Here is a 19,209-nt window from a genome sequence, read left to right on the forward strand (position 1 = left end):
ATCCCTTGGCGGCGGTGGCGATCTGCGCGCCGGTGGCCGGGTCGATGACCGGCATCGTGGTGCCGTCGGCCGACGGCACCACCTTTCCGTCGACGACGTGGCCGAAGAGACCCGTCCGTTCGATGTAGGCGCGACCGGCCGCGCCGAGGAGCTGATCTGTTGTCATGGGGTGACTCCTTGCACTCGGATTCCGGACGCGTCGAGGAAACGCTCCTGGAAGTGGGCTTCGTCGCCGTACACGGCGGTGTCGGTGACCGCGCGCCGGAAATAGAGGTGGGCGGGGTGCTCCCAGGTGAAACCGATGCCGCCGTGCAGGTGAACCGCGGTGTCGGCGGCGCGGTACGCGACACGTGAACACACCGCGCCGGCCATCGCGGCCGCGAGCGGCAGCCCTTCGGGTGAGGAGTCGGCGGCCCAGACCGCATGCGAGACCGCGGACTCGGCGTCGTCGATGGCCACCGCCAGGTCGGCGCACTGGTGTTTGACGGCCTGGAACGAACCGAGGGTCCGACCGAACTGGATGCGTTCCGCGACGTACTGCGTCGTCATCTCGAGACAACGACGCGCCGCCCCCAGCTGTTCACATGCGCGGGCGACGGTGGCGAGGTCCTCGACGCGGCGCAGTGCGGCGTCCAGGTCCTCGGTCGACACCGGTCGAGCGGGACAGTTGTCCAGGTCGACGTGCGTGTACTCCCGCGTGAGGTCCACGGATCGGGTCCGCGTGGCGGTGAAGCCCGCGTCCGTCGGATCGACGCGATACAACCCCACCCCGGCGGGCCCGGCGGCGGTCACGAGGACCAGATCCGCCGAGACAGCATCGAGCACGGCATCTACGCTACCGCGCAGGATCGGCTGGTCCGCAGGGCCCTCGACACGGACCGCGTCGCCTCGATGACCGGCGACGAAGGCCCCGATCGAAGCGCCCGACACGAGGTCGGTGAGCAGCCCCACGCGCTGCTCGCCGCGGACGGCGAGCGCGATCAGTTGTTGGACGGTGACGACCGAACCGAGAATCGGCAGCGGACTCAGCGCGCGGCCGGCGGCGATCAGGACCTCACCGAGGGCCGCGAAACCCTCGATGCCGTCGACCTCGGCGGGCATGCCCAGCGAGGCGAGTCCGATCTCGGCGGCCGGCCGCCACGTCGCGGCGTCGTAGCGGGCGCGGGGCTCGTCGTCCTCCGGGATGTGCGGGTGTCCCTCGAAGAGGTCCCCGGCGACCTCGGCGATCATCCGATCCTCGTCGGTGAGCGTACGGATCATCGGACATCTCCTGCCGCGGAGCCGGCGCCGACGGTGGTCGACAGCCGGTCACGGACGATCCGTCGCAGCAGCTTTCCGGTCTCGTTGAACGGCAACTCATCCCAGAAGTGCACGGTCGCGGGAACCCGGGTCGAGCGCAGGGCAGAACGGACCATGTCCTGGATCTGTGCCGCGATCAGGTCCTGGCCTCCCGCATCGGACTGCAGGACGACGACGGCCTCGACACGTTCGCCCCACTCCTGGTCGGGCACCCCCACGACCGCCACGGAGTCGACGGCGTCATGCGTGACGATGACGTCCTCGATCTCGGTCGGGGCGATGTTCTCCCCGCCGCGGACGATGACGTCGTCGGCGCGGCCCTGGAGGAAGAGGAATCCGTCGGGGTCGAGGTAGCCGTGATCGCGGGTCGGGTACCACCCGTCCGCAGCGACCGCGCTGTGCGAGACGTACTCGCCGGCGACCTGCTCACCGCGCACATGGACCTCGCCTATCTGTCCGGCCGGCACCGCTGCGCCCGCGTCGTCGCGGATCTCGATCTCGATGCCGGGCAGTGCGCGACCGACCGAGCCCAGGCGGGCACGGATCTGCGGGTCGGTGGATGCGGCCGCGACGCGGTGATCCTCGGGACCCAGCACCGCAACCGTCGAGCTGGTCTCGGTGAGCCCGTAGGCGTTGACCATGCCGACGGCGGGAAGCAGCCGCATGGCCCGCTCCACCACGTCGACCGGCATCCGCCCGCCGCCGTACGAGAGATGCCGCAGCGCGGGCAGGGTCTGGCCCCTGGCCTCGAGGACGTCGAGGATCCGGCCGAGCATTGTCGGCACCACCATCGCGTGGGTGATCCCCTCGGCGAGAGCGGTGTCGACCCACAGTTCGGGATCGAAGGCACTCAGGTAGACCATCCGACGGCCGGCATAAACCGAACTCAGCACCGACGCGATGCCCGCGATGTGGTAGTTCGGGACCGACACCAGGATCGCTTCGTCCTCACCGGCACTGCCGAATTCGACCGAGGAGACGATGTAGGACCACAGGTGCCGCTGGCGCAGCACCGCGATCTTCGGGGTCCCGGTCGTGCCGCTGGTGAACAACAGCACCGCGGGACGTTCGCCGTCGGGGATGTGGACGAGATCATCAGGCGCAGAGTTCGATTCGTCTCCCGCGGTGACCGGCTCGGAGGCACGCACCGTGACGCCGTCACACTCCCGCACCCTCGACCGCATCGACTCACCGGCGAAGAGCACGGCCGGTGCCAGACGTTCGACGGCCTGGTTCAGGGCGTCGTCGGCGAGGCGGTAGTTCAACGGGCACAGCGGTTTACCGGAGTAGGCCGCGGCGAAGAGCAGGGTCGGGAACACCGGACCGTTGAGGTCGAGCAGCCCGAGTGCCGTCACGTCGAGGTCGGCGGTCTCGCCGCCCACCTTTCGCGCGGTGTCGGCGAACTGCCGGTAGGTGATCCCGCCCGAACGGCTGCCGAGGGCGACCCGGTCCGGATGCGCGTCGGCGGCCATCTCCAGGAGCAGAGTGATGTCCATGGGTCAGTCCGATGCGGGGAGGGCCTTGGCCTCGACGAGGGTCAGCGCACGACCGTCGATGCCGAGGGTACCTTCGCCGGGCTTCACGACGAGGACCTGAAGTCCGCTGTCGGCGTCCTCGTAGCGCTTGCCGAGTACCGATCCGGCGTTCCAGCCGTCCGCGATCGGGGCGGATTCGACGGTCTCGGTGGCCGCGGCCATGGCGGCTCCACCACAGGAGATCTCACCCGACTTCGGCGGACGCACGACGACGATCTCGGTGCTGCACGCAGCGCTCTTCAGTCTGATGCCTGGTTTGTACACGTCTTCAAACCTCCAACTTGGGTTCGTGAGTATGAAAGAGTCAGCCGGCGAGGAGATCTCGGGCGCGATACCCGAGCGGGACGACATCGCGTCCGCGCTCCCCCATCCGCGGATCGGTGGATTCACCGCGCAGGAATCTGGCGTAGAGCTGTTGCAGGATGATCGAGGTCTTCCAGCAACCGAAGGCCTCGTACCAGCGGAGGTCGTCCACGGACAGGTCGACTCCGCGGGTTGCGGCGTAACGTTCCACGACCTCGGCCTTGGTGGGCAGCCCGAGCCGATCGAGACCGGGGATGGCCATCGCGGTCGTGTTCGCCGGGTCCGGCCAGTAGTTCAGCAGCGTGCCGAGATCCGTCAGCGGATCACCGAGAGTGGCCATGTCCCAGTCGAACACCGAGATCACCCGGTCCGGGTCGGTGCGCGCGAACTGGCAGTTGTCCACCTTGAAGTCGTTGTGGACGATGGTCCCGACGCCTTCGGCCGGCAGTGTCTCGGCCAGGATCTCACCGACCTGACCGATGATCGCGGCGTCGTCGGCGGCGACCGCGTCCCAGCGTTTGGTCCAGCCGCGGACCTGACGGGCGAGGTACCCCTCGGGCTTGCCCAGGTCGGCGAGGCCGGCGGCCTCGTAGTCGACCGAGTGCAGATCGGCGAGCGCATCGACCACCGCCAGGCCCACTCGGCGTCCGGCATCGGCATCGGTCATCTCGTCGGGCAGGCTGTTCCACACCACGACACCCGACCGGTACTCGCTGACCAGGAACGGCGCGCCGACGATCTCGACGTCATCGCTGAACAGCAGGGCGCGCGGTGCACGCGGGTAATGGGCGTGGAGGTGTGAGAGGACCTTGTACTCCCGCCGCATGTCGTGCGCACCGGGCGCGACCGTCCCGAAGGGCGGGCGACGCACCACCAGGGTGATGCCCGGGTAGGTCAGCCGGTAGGTCAGGTTGGCCGACCCGTTGGGGAACTGTTCGACGATCGGCTCGCCGTCGACCTCGTCGATGTGTTCGGTGAGATACGCGTTGAGCTTCGGCCAGTCGAGGTTCTCGCCGTCGCGGACCTGCGCGACCTCGACGTCGGTGTCGGGCATGGTGATACCCGCTTCGGTCTGATCGGCCACGATCACTCCTCCCCGAGCAGACCGGCGAACTTGGCCTCGGCGTCGGCTCGCAACGCCGGGATGTGCCGGGTCGGGAAGAGTCCGGGCGCCGGTGTCGCCTTCTTGAGCATCTGCTTGGCGAGCTGGATCTTGTGCAGTTCGGTGGCACCGTCGGCCAGGCCCATGTGGAACGACTCCATCACCCACGAGCCGAAGGGCAGTTCGGTGGAGATTCCGAGGGAGCCGTGCAGCTGAACGGCCCGGCCCGCAACGTCGAGAAGAACCTTCGGCATCGCCGCCTTCACCGCCGAGATGTCCGCGATGACCTTGCGATAGTCCTGGTAGCGGTCGATCTTCCACGCGGTCTGCAGGACCAGGAGCCGGAACTGTTCCAACTGGATCCACGAGTCGGCCAGCATCTCCTGGACCATCTGACGGTCAGCGAGGGTTCCCGTTCCGCTTCGGCGGCTGAGCGCGCGCTCGACCATCATGTCGAGTGACTCGCGAACCAGCCCGACGGTACGCATTGCGTGGTGGATGCGGCCCCCACCCAGACGTGTCTGTGCGACGGCGAATCCCTGTCCGCGCTCGCCGAGGAGATGGTCGGCGGGGATGCGTACGTCGTGGTAGCGGATGTAGGCATGGGTGTCGCCGATGGCCTCGTGGCCGGAGACGCCGACGTTGCGGACGATCTCGATGCCCGGGGTGTCAGCGGGGACCACGAACATCGAGGCTCGGTGGTGCCGGTCCGCGTCGGGGTCGGTCACCGCCATGACGATGAGGAACGAGGCGAACGAGGCGTGGGAGGAGAACCACTTCTCGCCGTTGATGACCCAGTGGTCGCCGTCGAGCTCCGCGCGGGTGACGAAGGCCGTCGGATCAGAACCTCCCTGCGGTTCGGTCATCGAGTAGGCCGAGACGATCTCGTTCTCGATGAGCGGCTCGAGGTAGCGTTCCTTGAGTTCGGGCGTCCCGTAGTGGGCGAGGATCTCGGCGTTCCCGGAATCCGGTGCCTGGCAACCGAAGACAACCGGACCCGAATGGGTGCGGCCGAGCATCTCGTTCAGGAGTGCGAGCTTCAGCTGGCCGTAGCCCGGTCCGCCGAGCTCGGGACCGAGATGGCAAGCCCACAGCTTGCGCTCGCGGACGCGCTGCTGGAGCGGCTTGATGAGAGCGTTGCGACGAGCATCGCGAACGTCCCACGCGTGGTCGATCACGCGGTCGACCGGCTCGATCTCGGTTCGTACGAACTCGTCGACCCAGTCCAGATCCTTCTGGTATTCCGGGTCGGTTTCGAATCCCCAGCTCATTGTGTGTCCTCACTCGAGTACATCCGGATGGCGCGCATCCGGTTGGTGAAAAGAAAGAAAGGCGTCAGCGGGTCAGCACAGCGCACGCGCTGATCCCCGGCGCACCGTAGACGTGGGTGAACCCGGTCCTGGGGTCGCCCGGCACCTGGCGATCCCCGGCGTGCCCGCGCAATTGCAGTGCGGTCTCGTAGATCTGGCGGAGGCCGGTCGCACCGATCGGCTCCCCGTTGGCGAGTACGCCACCGTCGGTGTTGATCGGCATGCGTCCGCCGATCCGGGTCTCACCGTCGGCGAGCAGCTTCTCCTGCTCACCGTGGGCGCACAGTCCGGTCTCGGCCATGTGCATGATCTCGGCGCCCGATTCGGTGTCCTGCAGCTGTGCGACGTCGATGTCGGACGGCTCGATCCCGGCGCCCTCGAAGGCCGCTCGGGAAGCGGTGACGGTCGGTCCGTCGGCCATCTCCGGACTCGCCCACGGGCTGTACACCTCGAAGGAACCGAATCGCCGGGACCGGAACTCGACCGACTTCAGGTGGATCGGGTTCGAGGTGTAGCGGTGTGCACGATCCGCCCGCGCCAGGACGAGCGCGACCGCGCCCTCGCCCGGCGAGCAGAACATGTACTGGGTGAGCGGGTAGTTGATCATCGTGGAGGCGGCGATCTCCTCGACCGTCAGCGGCTTTCGGCGCCAAGCGTTCTCGTTGAGCGCACCGAGCGAGAAGGCCTTCTCCGCGACCAGGGCGAGCGACTTCTCGCTGATCCCGTGGTCGTTCATGTACCGCTGGATCTTCATGGCGAAGAACTGCGTGGTCACCATCATCCCGGTGGACCCGTACCACTCGCCCAGTCCGAGGGTGGCCGGGTCCTCGTTGAACGCCCCCCGTGGGTGTTTGTCGAATCCGACGACGATTCCCAGGTCGTGAGCCCCCGACGCGATCGCGTTGCGCGCGCTGATGAGGGCCGAACCGCCGGTGGCGCAACCGTTGTAGACGTTGATGAACGGCAGGCCGGTGAGTCCGAGGTCGGCGACGAGCGTGTCGGCGTCACCTGCGGAATGGCTTCCGCCGAAGGCGAACTGCATGTCCGACCAGTCCGCTCCGGCATCGGCCAGCGCGTTCCGGACCGCGACGGCGCCTTGCTCGCGTCCACTCCGGCCGGGGGTCCGTCCGAACGGGTGGATACCGATTCCGACGATCGCGACGCCGTCGCCGGCCGTCTGCTGGTCGGGGGGCTGCTGTTCTCCGCTGTTCTGGGTGCTCATGCGCGTTCCCCTCAGTGCTCGGGCCCGAAGGCGTAGGTGTGGACGACGCGGCCGTCGTCGTCGCGGTACGCGGGAACGAGCCGAAGGCTCATGGTGTCGCCGTTGTGCAGCGCGGACGGGTCGTTCACCGTCAGACGCGACTCGACCCGCACCGACCCGAGGTCGACGTATCCGAGTCCGTACGGCTCGAACTTCCCGAGTCCCCGGTACGGCGGCTTGGGCTCGAAGCCCTGCACGGTGAACGCCCACAGTGTGCCGGTACGAGGTAGTCTCACCGGTTCCATCCCGGCGGCGCTGCAGCGAGGGCACCCCGCCTGGGACGGAAAGGTCACGGTCTCGCAGTGGCCGCATCGGGCACCGACCAGACATACGCGACCCTCGTCGTCCACGGCGAACAGCGACTCGTCGACCACCTCGACGCCGGCAATCTCCTGGACGGTCATCGCTCTCCTTCACCACCGTGGTCGCGTCGCGCCGACCCGCTACTTATGACACCAATCACCCTATTCCTCATGAGGAGTTTGTCAAGAGGTTGGGCACACATTCCTCATCATCAATTCGAGCGGTTGAGGTACTCGCGCATCTCGGTGATCCGGCCGTCCGAGTCGACATCGCAGACGACGCAGGTGTGCCGGACGAGGACATCACCGTTGCCGGCGACCGATCGGACGGTGTGCTCCTCGACGAAGCCGCCGTCGAACACCTGCCGGCGGATGCCGAGGTAGGTGTGCCGGGTGGCGCCGGGCCCGGTGTTGCCGATGTGCGCGGCGACCGCCTGCGCGGCACGCGGTTCCCCACCGTTCTGGATGATCACCCCGTCGGGGGCGAAACACGCGAGGAAAGACTCTGCGTCCGCTCGTTCGATCGCTCCGAACAGCGCCTCCGCGAGGCCCTCGAATCGTGTCGTGGTCATCGGTTCTCCTTCTCGTAGAAACGCCACCAGGCCCGCGGATGCGCATGTGCATCCGCGGGCCCGTCGGCCGCTCTCGACCGCATCCGGATGGATGTCAGCCGTTTGCGTTCTCCAGCATCTTCTGCAGACTCGGCGGCAGGGTCTTGAGCTCGGCGATCTCCAGCACGCCGGTGCCCAGTCGCCCGCCACATTCGAACTCGGCGAACCCGTTGCTGGTGAACCACCCGTTGTGGTGATCGCTCAGCCGCGAACTCACGCAGTCGCCGGTGATCCGGTATGCGTCGCCCGCAGCCGTCCAGATCTTCGCGTCACAACCCTCGACGCTGAAGCCGTCGTCGCCGACCCGGCCACCGAAGGACACCCGGGTCACCTCCTTGAACTCACCGTCGTCGAAGACATACCCGAAGGACCGCACGCCGGCGTCCGTCGCGAATGTGCCTGCCGCGCAGTAGAAGTTCTCCGAGAACTGCGCCTGCAGCCATCGATGCGCACCGACTGTCGTCCAGTCCCGGACGCCCCAGGAGTGGTCCTGGAACGCCCAGCCCGAGATCTCCGTGGTCTGACCGTCGCGGGTCACCGTGCCGGTGGCGCGCCCGAAGCTGTCGTAGTGGTGAGCGGCCACCGACGCGCCATCGTCACCGTTGAGGTCGATGGCGATGGCCGGGGTGAACGCCTCGTAGACGACGTCGACACTTGTTCCGGTGCTGGGATATTCACTGCGGAAGCGGTACTTCTGCAGGGGAACCAGGGTCTCGATCTTCATGTTGCCCAGTTCGAGATCGGAGATGTCGCCCGACGGCATCGGCAGGGTCAGCTCGTTGAAATGCCCGGCCGGCCGACCGTCGACGGTGATCCAGTCCCACACGTCGGCCCGGCCGCGCAGCGGCTGGAGACCGAAGTGGTGTGAGCCGCCGGTCGTGGTCGACGGGTCGTACCAGTAGAGCACCCAGCTCTCCTGCCACCGCTCGTCGTCGGTGTCGGGGGTGTGCGACCCGTCGTGCACGGGTTCCATGGGAGCCAGTTTCACGACGTCGCTCCGATCTGAGCCATGTCCAGCACCTCGACGACACCGGTGGTGCCGTTGATCCGCACGTGGACTCCATCCGGGATGATCTGGGTCGCGCCGACGATCTGGACCGCCGGAATGCCGTGTTCACGGGACAGGCACGCACCGTGAGCGAGCATTCCGCCCGTCTCGATGATCAGACCGCTGATCACGCCGAACACCGGCGACCAACCGGGGTCGGTGGCGTTGCAGATGAGCACGTCACCCTTCTCCAGGGAGCCGATGTCGGACATGCTGCGCAGGACGCGTACCCGGCCCTCGACCTGTCCGGCCGACGTGCCGACACCGACGAGTGCACCCGAACCCGGCGCCGCCGAGGGCAGTGCGTCGTCGACCGGGGTCTCACCGCGCATGAACGTCGGCGGGGTGAAGTTGCGGGACTCGAAGACATCGAAGTCCTCACGGCGAGCGGCGATCTTGGCCTCGACGAGCGGGCGCTGCCCGCCACCGCGCAGAACCTCGAAGAGCTCGGTCTCGCCGAGGAAGAAGGCGTCGTCCTGCTCGTTCAGGTAACCGCGTTCGACACAGCGACGGGCGACCTCGAGGAAGGCCTTGCGCTTGGCATAGCTGATCCGGTCGATGAAGTGGCGCCAGTCGTCGCGGAGCACCAGGAAGTCGATGATCTGGCCCTGGAGCAGGCTGAACAGCTGCTGCTTGAGCATGCCCATCGAACCCTGTCCGAGGTTCTCCACGACCTCGGCCTCCGCGGCGAGGCGCTTGTCGCGCACCCGGGTCTCCAGCTCCTCCGGCGGAGTGGCCGCAGGAGAGGCGAGCTGGACCTTGAAGGCCTCGTAGTCGACGGCGGGGTCATCGGCCCGGCGCTTGAAGATCAGGTCGCGGTCGGGGTGGCCGCGGTGACCGTGCTCGACGATGAACTCGTTGTACTGCTCGAGGAACTCCCGGCCCTCGTCGCTGCTCTCGAGCGCGGCGAAGAATGCTGCGCCCTCGTTCTTCGCGAAGGTCTCACTGAGCGTCTTCGAGTTGCGGATCGTGTTGGTCAGCTCGAAGAACGCGCGGTTCTCGACGTTCTGCAGGGTCGTGGGCAGACCGCTGATCAGTTCCTGACCCAGCAGCGCGTTGGTGCCCGTGTAGAACTTGGCGACCAGCGCGCCCTGCAGCGCGAAGAACATCGACATCGCGGTGTAGGCACCGAACCACAGCGGGTCCATGAAGTCGATCGCGTACTGCTGCAGACTGCGCTGGTACTTGTTCAGCTCGTCGTCGGAGAGCAGTTTCAGCTCCTCCTCGGGCAGGCCGTTGGCCTTCGCGACGGCTGCCTCGTTGAAGAGGTAGTCCTCACGGATGACCTTCTTCCAGCGCGACAGCGAATAGACCGGCGAGACACTGAAACTGATCATCGCCTTCAGCCAGCGCACGACGTCCAGCGGCTCGCTGAAGAAGGCTTGCTGCATGTCGGTCGGGACCACGTTGGCGCCCGCCGGACGCGCGAACTTCGGCAGCACGTAGCGCAGACGCTTCTCGTCGAGGTCGACGTTCCAGTAGACCGTGCCGAACTTGTACTTGTAGAGACGCTGGCCCAGCAGGTCCTGGAAGCCGGCCCGGGTGTTCATGTTGTCGTAGCCGACCTGGGTCTCGCGGGCACGCACCGAGTAGAAGAGCGGGGTGATACCGCCGGTCCAGTACTGCTCGGCATACTTGAAGGTCCAGAGGGTGTCCTCCTCCTCCGGGCCGTTCTGCCAGTCGTCGAATCCCTCGGGCCAGGTGAACTTGCCCGCGGTGATGGGCCGCGCCTGCAGGAGATGGAACTCACCGTCGACGTATGCCCATTCGATGTCCTGAGGCAGGCCGCCGTAGTGCGCCATGACCTTGCGGCCGAGGGCGGCGAGCTCACCCACCTGGGCGTCGGACAGGCTCAGCCGCTTCGCATCCTCGCCGGCGACCTCGAGTTCCACTGTGCCGCTGGCCTGATCGGGAGCACGCACGATCTTGAGCTTCTTGTCACCGAGGTTCGCCTGCTTGACCTTGACCGTTGCCAGGTCGACGGTGAACTCGTCGGGATTGATGATTCCGGAGACGATGGCCTCGCCCAGACCGTATGCGGCGTTGATCACCAGTTCGTCGGTGCGGTTGTTCAGCGGGTTGGCGGTGAACATCACGCCGCTCACGTCCGCCTGGACCATGGTCTGCACCACGACGGCCAGACGAGCGGTGCGGTGGTCGAATCCGCGTTCCTGGCGGTAGGACACCGCACGGGCGGTCCACATGGATGCCCAGCAACGCCGGACCGCGTCCAGGACCTGGTCGACACCACGGATGTCGAGGTAGGTGTCGTGCATACCCGCGAAGCTGGAATCGACGGTGTCCTCGGCGGTACCCGACGACCGCACGGCGACGTAGGCGTCGTCGCCCAGCTCGGCGTAGGCGTCGGCGATCTCCTTGGCGAGAGCTCCCGGGACCTCGATGTCCACGATGACCCCGCGGATCTCTGCGGCGGTGCGATCGACCTTGTCGAGGTCCTGGTAGTCCAAGCCCTCGAGCAGTGCGAACACCTTGTCGTTCGCGCCGCTCGCGGCCATCACGGTCGCGTAGGCCTCGGTGCTGACGGTGAATCCGCGGGGCACCGAGAATCCGGCGTTCGCGAGTTCACCGAGGTTCACCCCCTTACCGCCGACGAGACCCACATCCGTACCCGTCGGATCGTTGAATCGGATGACAGTACTCACTAGTGCTCCATTCCATGGTCAATCCCCCGTGTGACTCGCGTCATAGGACACATCATGCAGAAGCGAAAGCCGAGTGTCAAGGTTCCTCCGGAGGAATTTCGGTCTGACACGAAATTGCTCATGCTGTTTCGAAACACGTTCATCATCAGTGCTTTTCGCGGCACACACGGGAGCGATACGCAGCCCTTCGGGGAATCCAGCCTCCCGGACACGAGGAAGTGCTAGCCTATTCCTCGGTAGGAAATATGCCAACAACTGCCGCGTGCGTCCCGCGCCGTGGCCAGAAGACACCCAGAAACGGCGGAACCCATGCCCGCAACCACCTTGCCCAATCGCCCGAACTTCCGGTCGCTCGCCGGCCTGCCCACCACGGACGGAAGACACGTCCGGGAGAACGTCCTGTATCGGTCCGAAAGCCTCGCCGACCTGGGTGAAGACGATCGCCAAGCCCTCGAGGCACTCGGCATCAAGAGCGTCTGCGACCTGCGCAGCGACGGCGAGCGCGCGGCCCATCCCCTGGTCTGGCCGGGCGAGCAACCGCATCTGGTGCCGGTGGAGACGCTCCCCGACGCCCGGGTCGCCGGTCCCGAACTCATCGGTCGCATCATGAAGGACGTCGAGGGCGGTACCCTCGTCGAGATCCTCACCGGCAACGCGAAAGACATGCCGGGAGCGTTCGTCAACAGCATGAAGATCATCTTCGACTCGATCATCGACGACGAGCAGATCCCCCTCCTCGTGAAGTGCGTCGCCGGCAAGGACCGCACCGGATTCGTGATCGCCAACATCCTCAAAGCCCTTGACGTGCAGTGGGATGCGATCGTCGAGGACTACCTCGCCTCGGGCCGCAACATCGACAAGGACCGTCTCCACGGGTCGATGATGGAGTACGTCGAGGACCCGTCGGGCGAGGTGCTCTCGGCCGACCGGCTCGTCGATCTCGGCAGCCAGGCCGCGTACCTCGAGGCCTCCTTCGCGGCGATCGAACGCGACTTCGGTTCGTACGAGGACTATCTGGTGAATGTCTGCGGCCTGACCCCCGCACGCCACGAACGCCTGAAGGATCTCCTGCTCGACTGAGCTCGGTCACGCGAAAGTCCCTCCCGCACCGACATATCGGAGCGGGAGGGACTTTTTCGTCCCAGGGGGAACGATCAGAGACCGACCCCTTCGGAGACCTTGTCCGCAGACTTGACCACCGATTCGGGCAGTTTCTGGCTCGGGTCGATCGCGATCGTCTGCGGCCGCAGGTACTCCTCGAGTCCGGCCGGACCGTGTTCGCGTCCGATACCGGACTTCTTGAAACCGCCGAACGCCGAGTTGAAGTCCGCCGCATAGGTGTTGACCGCGAAGGTGCCGGTGCGGATCTTGCGACCGAACTCGAATCCGTAGGCGACGTCGGAGGTGTACACCGAACTGGACAGGCCGTACTTGGTGTCGTTCGCGAGCTCGATCGCCTCCTCCTCGGTGTCGTAGGGAAGCACCACGACGACCGGACCGAACACCTCCTCCTGCGCGATCTCCGAGTCCCGCGCGACGTTGGTCAGGAGCGTCGGCTCCACGTACCAGCCCTCGGTCAGCTCCGCCGGGACACCGCCGCCGAAGGCGACCTTCGCGCCGTCGGCCTTGGCACGCTCGATGAAGCCGAGGATGGTGTCGCGGTGCTTCTCGGTGATCACCGGGCCGATGGCGGTCTCGGGATCGTGCGGGTCGCCGATCTTGAGGTCACCCAGCGCCGCCACGAGCCGATCGACGATCTCGTCGTGCTTGGCCCGCGGGACCAGGAATCGGCTCTGGAGCGTGCAGCTCTGGCCGCTGCTCGGCACGAAGCCGACGGTGACGAGCGTCGGGATCACGGTGTCGAGATCCGCGTCGTCGAGGACGATCGCGGCGGCCTTGCCACCGAGTTCGAGGACGGCGGGACGGATCAGCGCACCGCATGCCTCGCCGATCTTCGATCCCACCGCGAGCGAGCCGGTGAAGCTGACCATGTCGACGTCGGGATGGGTGACCAGATGGTTCGACGACTCGGCTCCCGCGGCCACGATGTTGATCACGCCGGGCGGGAATCCGACCTGCTTGATCAGCTCACCCATCGCGAAGACGGCGAGGGGATTCGGCTCGGGCACCTTGATCACCACGGTGCAGCCCGCGACGATCGCCGGCGCGACCTTCTGCGCGGTGCCCGGCATCGAGAAGTTGAAGGCCACCAGTGTCGCGACCACACCCGCGGGCTTCTTGACCGTCAGGCTCTGCGTCTCGTACGGCATCACCATGCCCCCGGCGGAACCGCCCGCCAGCGGTCCGAGGTCGGCGGTCCGCACCTCGGTGAACGGGTATTGACGTCCGAGCGCGGCGTTGTAGTTCCAGTGCAGGGTCGGTGCCACCGCTTGGTAGACGTCGGCCAGCATCCGCGTGCAACCGAGTTCGTCGACCAGCAGTTCGGCGATCTGTTCCCGATTCTCGTACAGCGCGGAGGCCAGGGCCTCACACAGACGGGCGCGCTCTTCGACCGGCCGGTCCGCCCAGTCGGTCTCGTAGAACGCACGGCGTGCGGCCTCGACCGCGGCGTCGATGTCGGCGATCGACGCCGCGGGCACATGACCGATCTGCTTGCCGGTTCCCGGTGAGATCACCCGGAACTGTTCCTGCGCATCGGCTTTGCGCCAATCGCCGTCGATGAAGAACTCGTCGTACTCTCTGCGGAACTGCATTGTTCACTCCTGTCGTGTGGCTCGGTGCGGGGTGGTGAGGGTGTGGGACCGATCAGTACGGCGACGAACCGCCGTCGACGTTGAGGCTCGTGCCGGTGATCGCCGACGCATCCTCGGACACGAGCATCGCGACGGCGTGGGCGACCTCGGGCAGCTCGATGTGTCGACCGATGCGGGCGAGGTCGCGGTAGTTCTGCTGCGGATCGGCGTACCGGCCTTCGGCGAGCGCCGCCGACGCCTTGCGCACGCGGGTCGGGATGTGAACGTAACCGGGGCACACCGCGTTACACGTGATGCCGTTCTCGCCGTAGTCGAAGGCAATCGACTTGGCGAGCCCGAGCAGGGCGTGCTTGCTGGTGACGTAGGGTCCGACCTTCGGCAGCGTGGGCATCTTGCCTTCCAGCGAGGCCACCATCACGATGCGTCCCCAGTTGGCTTCCAGCATGTCCGGTACCACCGCGTGGGTCATCCGGATCGAGGTGAGCACGTTGCGTTCCAGGCTGTCGGCCCACACGGCGGGATCGAGTTCGTGGATGTACCCGAACTCGTTCTTCGAGCCACCACCGACGTTGTTGACCAGGACGCCGATGGGGCCGAGTGCCTCGTGAACCCGTGCAGTGACCTTGCCCGCATCGGCGGGATCGAGGGCGTCGGATTCGATGAACACGAAATCTTCGGGGCGGCCCACCTCGTCGGCGAGTGCGGTGCCCTTCTCGACGTTGCGTCCGGTGACCGCCACCCGCAGTCCGTCGTCGAGCAGTCGCAGGGCGATCGCGCGTCCGATTCCGTCGGTACCGCCGGTGACCAGCGCAGTGCGGGGAGTAGTCATGATCGAGTTCCTTCGTTCTTCCTGTCGGGGTCGGATGAGTCGGGAGTGGATGGGCCGGGATCCGGTTCCCACTGCGGGATGGTCACGCCACCCCGGTCCTCCCATCGCACGCGCATCGGCATGCCGGCTTCGAGAGCGACCTCGGCGTCGAGCGTGCCGATCAGACGAACGGGATGATCGGTGAGTTCGACGAGCACGAGAGTGTAGGGCGCGGGGAAGGCCGGATCGACGGCGTGGCGCACCACGGTCCAGGTATGCAGGGTCGCAGTGCCTTTCGCCTCCACCCAGCGGCGCGGGCCACGCGCGGTACCGGTCGCCACCGGCGGGTGGACCACGCTGCCGTCCTCCCGGAGCGCGACGAGCAGCCGCTGCTGCGCGCAGCCCTCCCAGAACGGTCCCGTGTCGCGGTCGGCGGTGAACGGTATCGGCTGATGGGTTCCCGGCTGGTGGTTTTCCTGCGACGGATTCATTCGCCCCTCCTCAGGATCAGCGCACTCGTGGGCGCGGGGGAACCACCGGTCACCAGGCACGTCTCGGCGCCGACGACTTGACCGGTCGACTCACCGCGCATCTGACGTACGCCTTCGAGCACATGGTTGAGGCCGTGGATGTAGCCCTCGGAGAGGTGCCCGCCCGAGGTGTTGATGGGGATTCGACCACCGAGGTCGATGGCACCGCTCGCGGCGAAGGGGCCGCCCTCCCCCTTTGCGCAGAACCCGTAGTCCTCGAGTTGGGCGAGAACGGTGATGGTGAAGCAGTCGTAGATCTGCGCGACGTCGATGTCGCCGGGTCCCAACCCAGCACGGGCGTATAGGGTTTCCGCTGCCCGGCGCGACGGGAAGGTGGTGTAGGTGTCGCGGAACAGGCTCGGGAACACGACCCCGCCGCGCGGCCCGGGGCCGGTCGCCATCGCGACCGCCCGGATCAGGACGGGGGTCGTCCTGGCGTCGCGGGCACGGTCGGCGGAGGTGACCACCACCGCGCAGGCGCCGTCGGTCTCGAGGCAGTAGTCGAACAGGCGTAGGGGTTCGGCGATCGGCCGGGACGCCTGGTGGTCCTCGAGTGTCATTGTCCGACCGTGCATCTGCGCGCGCGGATTGGCGTTGGCGCGAGCGCGGACGGTGGTCGCGATGTGCCCGAGTTGTTCACTCGTGGTGTCATATTCGATCATGTGACGCTGCGCCACCATCGCGTACAGCTGGCCGGCGGCCGCGAGGCCGTAGGGCAGGAAGTACTCGTCGAGCGACCCGTGGCCACCGACTTCCGGCGGACCGGAGAGCTCTCGGCGGGTCTGCCCGTAACGATCGGCTCCCGACCTGCCGTTCAGCGACCGGAAGACCAGCACCGCTGTTGCCTGGCCACTTTCGATGGCCGCCACGGCCTGAGCTATCTGTCCGGGCGCGGCCGCACCACCCGCGCCGTTCATCCCCCAGTACGTGAGGTTCTCGATGCCCAGCGCATCTGCCAGGTCGTTGTGGGTGACGGTGTCGAAATCGTTTCGGATCACGCCGTCGATCTCGGCGGCGGCCATACCGGCATCCTCGAGAGCACGGGTACAGGCCTGAACCGCCAAAGCGAGTTCGCTGGCACCCGAGTCGCGGGTGTAGGGCGTCTCACCGATGCCGACGATCGCGCAGCGGTCCCGGTGCGCGGCGAAGTCAGACACCGGCACCCACCTCCGACTCCGGCTGCACACTCGGGGCCACGACGATCCCGTCGGCGACGAGGTGTTCGATGTGCTCGGGCTCGAACCCCAGTTCGGCGAGTACCTCTCGCGTGTGCTCGCCATGGCGCGGTGCCCGGCCCAGCACCCGGGCGCCGTCGATGTCGATGAGCCGGCCGGCCATCTCCACCGAACCGAGCTCGGGATCTGTGTAGGACGCGATGAGCCCGCGCTCCTTGAGGTCCGGGTCGTCGAACAGGACGGTGGCCGGTTCACCGGGCAGTGCCTCGGCGGGCACGCCGTGGCGGTCGAACCGATCCGTCCAGATCGCGGATGGCTCCCCGGCCAGAATCGTGCCGAGCCGGTCGGCGATCGCGGAATCGTCGGACAGGTCGCCGATCTCCGGGATGGCCGCGGCCAACGCCGCGCGTCCCTGCTCGGTGGTGACCGCCAGGCAGACATACCCGTCCGCCGTCGGATAGATGCGCTCGAGCGCGGAGATCCCCCAGCTCTCGGCGTCGATGACCGGACGGTCCCCGCGTCGGCTGCCGTCCGGGGTCGTCCAGGCCATCGAGGCGTTGAGCATGTGCGCGTAGACGATCGAGGTGTCGACGGACTGACCTTCGCCGGTCAGGTCGCGGTGGTAGAGCGCCCAGAGGACGCCGATCGCGGAGAGGAGACCGTTACCGGTGTCGCCCAACGAGACCGAGGGCCAGATCGGGGTGCCGCCGTTGTCGGCCGCACCGTCGACCCACTCGGTGCCGGCCAGTGCGGCAGCCGTCTGATCATTGGCGGGCTTGCCGTCTCGAGCACCGCGTTCGTAGCCGCGGGTGTGGCAATAGATCAGCTTCGGGTTGATGGCGCGCAGGTTCTCCTCGTCCACGCCGAGTCGCCGGGCGGCGGATTCCCGCATGTTGTGGTGGACGACGTCGGCACCCTCGACGAGCCGATCGAAGATCGCCTTCCCCTCGGGGGACTTGAGGTCGAGGACGACGCTGCGCTTCCCGCGGTTCGACATGTGGGAGTACTGCGTGCGCATCCAGGTGGCGTCATTGGCGGCACTCACACGGATCACGTCGGCGCCGAGCGATGCGAGCATCTGGGCTCCGAACGGTCCCGCGATCGCGAGACCGAGGTCGAGGACGCGTACACCCGCCAGCGGGCCGTCGCCGGGCCGACGCTTGCCCGGGGAGCCGCCTCCCGATGCCGATGGCGCGACGTGAACGTCGGCGGAGGTCCGGTCACCCGCGGACAACCGGGTGTCGATTCCCGACGCACACCGGGACAGGTGGATGACATCTCCGACGGCCCGGATCGGGCCGACATCAGGATCGTCGAACTCGCGCACGCAACCGTCGGCGACGAGAGCATCGTCGAGCAGGGCCTCCTCGGGAGAACGGACGATCTCGAACGGGACCCCTGCCTGCTTTGCGGCCGCCTCCCACTGATCCGCCGGGAACTTGGCCGCAGCCGCGGCCATCTCGGGATGGAAGTGGCCCAGCATCACCATGTCGAGGTAATCCGTGGAGATCCGCAGGTCGGCATCCTTGGGTGACACCCCCGACTCCGGCACCCGCATCTCGTCGCCCTCGCTGACGCCCAGCATGAACGCCGGGAGCTGGACCCACTGCTGGATCCACCGGCCGTCGGCACTCCGGTAGAACCCCTTCGGCGCCCGCGGATCGGTGGTCCAGCCGAGGTATCCCTCGCTGTCGGGATGCGAAACCCGCTGCCAGGCAATACTGCCGGCACACAGCGCACCCTGGAGCAGGGAGGTCTCCACATGCTGTCCGGCGCCGGTCAGGTTTCGCGAGCGGAGTGCGGCGGAGACGCCGATCGTCGCGAGGTAGGCGGTCGCGTTGCTCACCCAGGGGATGCCCATGAACATCGGACCCGGACGATCCGGACCGACCCCGGTCCCGGGGCCCAGGTCGATGCCGGCCAGCGGATCGTCCCAGCCGGACAGTGCCCCGATCGTGGTGCCGGGAATCCCGCGCGCCTCCCAGTAGAGCCCGGTCCGGGCGGCAACCAGCGCATCGACCGCGGTCCGGCCCTCGTGAGCGGCCGCATCCCCGTAACCGGTGATCGAGCAACGGATCAGCGACGGATTCGCGGAGGCTGACGCGGCGAGAAGTTTCGCCAGTTCGGTGAGAGTTCCATCCTCACAGACTGTCTCGACGACGACGTCGACCGATCCGATCAGCCTGGAGATCTGTTCGAGGACCCCGGGATCGGTGGGGTCCAGCGCCAGACGGCTCTTCCCGCGGTGCCACACCCGGTACCCGGAGAGATCGGCGAACCGATCCCCCGGGATGTCGACCCGTACGACCTCCGCACCGGCGTCCGCCAGCAGCATCGTGGTGATCGCACCGGCGATCCCCTGGGTCAGGTCGAGCACCCGCACACCGCCGAACACCGGGCGTCGGATCTGCTCCTCTTCGGCCGACGAGGCCATCTCGCCCCTCCACTCACTTTGACGACTACCCTTGCGCCGCTGCCGAGCAGCGGTCCGCAACGGGCTGCACACCTCGTGTGTTGCGCACCACACTAATTCCTCATGAGAGATTTC

Annotated in this window: 16 protein-coding genes; 1 reads left to right on the plus strand and 15 read right to left on the minus strand. The window is 67.2% G+C overall.

From position 1 onward, the window contains the following. Nucleotides 1-162 precede the first annotated feature (162 nt). The 10 genes from NWF34_RS23220 to NWF34_RS23265 form a co-directional block, all read right to left on the minus strand. Nucleotides 163-1,260 (minus strand): acyl-CoA dehydrogenase family protein, encoded by a 1,098-nt coding sequence (locus NWF34_RS23220; RefSeq protein WP_258326187.1) that lies wholly within the window; start codon nucleotides 1,258-1,260, stop codon nucleotides 163-165. Continuing rightward, the gene (locus NWF34_RS23225; protein WP_258326188.1) at nucleotides 1,257-2,795 is read right to left on the minus strand and encodes a class I adenylate-forming enzyme family protein; all 1,539 of its coding nucleotides are present in this window, start codon (nucleotides 2,793-2,795) and stop codon (nucleotides 1,257-1,259) included. The genes NWF34_RS23220 and NWF34_RS23225 overlap by 4 nt, the downstream gene beginning before the upstream one ends. A 3-nt stretch (nucleotides 2,796-2,798) precedes the next feature. Continuing rightward, nucleotides 2,799-3,098 (minus strand): hypothetical protein, encoded by a 300-nt coding sequence (locus NWF34_RS23230; protein ID WP_258326189.1) that lies wholly within the window; start codon nucleotides 3,096-3,098, stop codon nucleotides 2,799-2,801. A 40-nt stretch (nucleotides 3,099-3,138) separates the two neighbouring features. After that, nucleotides 3,139-4,221 (minus strand): phosphotransferase family protein, encoded by a 1,083-nt coding sequence (locus NWF34_RS23235; RefSeq protein WP_258326190.1) that lies wholly within the window; start codon nucleotides 4,219-4,221, stop codon nucleotides 3,139-3,141. A 2-nt stretch (nucleotides 4,222-4,223) separates the two neighbouring features. Beyond that, complete coding sequence (locus NWF34_RS23240; RefSeq protein ID WP_024497611.1) at nucleotides 4,224-5,510, minus strand: acyl-CoA dehydrogenase family protein; 1,287 nt, start codon at nucleotides 5,508-5,510, stop codon at nucleotides 4,224-4,226. Nucleotides 5,511-5,574: 64 nt separating this feature from the next. Beyond that, nucleotides 5,575-6,771, minus strand: coding sequence for a thiolase family protein (locus NWF34_RS23245; RefSeq protein WP_258326191.1), 1,197 nt, complete (start codon nucleotides 6,769-6,771; stop codon nucleotides 5,575-5,577). 11 nt (nucleotides 6,772-6,782) lie between these two features. Beyond that, nucleotides 6,783-7,214, minus strand: coding sequence for a Zn-ribbon domain-containing OB-fold protein (locus NWF34_RS23250; RefSeq protein WP_081712381.1), 432 nt, complete (start codon nucleotides 7,212-7,214; stop codon nucleotides 6,783-6,785). A 110-nt stretch (nucleotides 7,215-7,324) separates the two neighbouring features. Then, the gene (locus NWF34_RS23255; protein ID WP_258326192.1) at nucleotides 7,325-7,684 is read right to left on the minus strand and encodes a nuclear transport factor 2 family protein; all 360 of its coding nucleotides are present in this window, start codon (nucleotides 7,682-7,684) and stop codon (nucleotides 7,325-7,327) included. Between the two features lie 94 nt (nucleotides 7,685-7,778). Next, the gene (locus NWF34_RS23260; RefSeq protein ID WP_024497607.1) at nucleotides 7,779-8,696 is read right to left on the minus strand and encodes a hypothetical protein; all 918 of its coding nucleotides are present in this window, start codon (nucleotides 8,694-8,696) and stop codon (nucleotides 7,779-7,781) included. Between the two features lie 11 nt (nucleotides 8,697-8,707). After that, nucleotides 8,708-11,434, minus strand: a complete 2,727-nt coding sequence (locus tag NWF34_RS23265) for a PEP/pyruvate-binding domain-containing protein (RefSeq protein WP_258326193.1) — start codon at nucleotides 11,432-11,434, stop codon at nucleotides 8,708-8,710. A 309-nt stretch (nucleotides 11,435-11,743) separates the two neighbouring features. Between NWF34_RS23265 and NWF34_RS23270 the strand changes: the two genes are divergently transcribed. After that, the gene (locus NWF34_RS23270; protein WP_258326194.1) at nucleotides 11,744-12,514 is read left to right on the plus strand and encodes a tyrosine-protein phosphatase; all 771 of its coding nucleotides are present in this window, start codon (nucleotides 11,744-11,746) and stop codon (nucleotides 12,512-12,514) included. 74 nt (nucleotides 12,515-12,588) lie between these two features. On the opposite strand, the gene NWF34_RS23275 is transcribed toward NWF34_RS23270, so the two are convergent. Genes NWF34_RS23275 through NWF34_RS23295 form a run of 5 tightly spaced genes read right to left on the minus strand, consistent with a single transcriptional unit; the run spans nucleotide 12,589 to nucleotide 19,095 of the window. Further along, nucleotides 12,589-14,148: an aldehyde dehydrogenase family protein gene (locus NWF34_RS23275; RefSeq protein ID WP_258326195.1), complete on the minus strand. Its 1,560-nt coding sequence runs from the start codon at nucleotides 14,146-14,148 to the stop codon at nucleotides 12,589-12,591. Between the two features lie 52 nt (nucleotides 14,149-14,200). Further along, nucleotides 14,201-14,977: an SDR family NAD(P)-dependent oxidoreductase gene (locus NWF34_RS23280; protein WP_258326196.1), complete on the minus strand. Its 777-nt coding sequence runs from the start codon at nucleotides 14,975-14,977 to the stop codon at nucleotides 14,201-14,203. After that, nucleotides 14,974-15,447, minus strand: coding sequence for a Zn-ribbon domain-containing OB-fold protein (locus NWF34_RS23285; protein WP_024497602.1), 474 nt, complete (start codon nucleotides 15,445-15,447; stop codon nucleotides 14,974-14,976). The genes NWF34_RS23280 and NWF34_RS23285 overlap by 4 nt, the downstream gene beginning before the upstream one ends. Continuing rightward, nucleotides 15,444-16,643, minus strand: coding sequence for a lipid-transfer protein (locus tag NWF34_RS23290; protein ID WP_258326197.1), 1,200 nt, complete (start codon nucleotides 16,641-16,643; stop codon nucleotides 15,444-15,446). The genes NWF34_RS23285 and NWF34_RS23290 overlap by 4 nt, the downstream gene beginning before the upstream one ends. Further along, on the minus strand, nucleotides 16,636-19,095 hold the full coding sequence (locus tag NWF34_RS23295) for a CoA transferase (RefSeq protein WP_258326198.1): 2,460 nt from the start codon (nucleotides 19,093-19,095) through the stop codon (nucleotides 16,636-16,638). The genes NWF34_RS23290 and NWF34_RS23295 overlap by 8 nt, the downstream gene beginning before the upstream one ends. Between the last annotated feature and the right edge of the window lie 114 nt (nucleotides 19,096-19,209).

This window comes from Gordonia sp. GONU, assembly GCF_024733855.1.
GTDB classification, from domain to species: Bacteria; Actinomycetota; Actinomycetes; order Mycobacteriales; family Mycobacteriaceae; genus Gordonia; species Gordonia amicalis.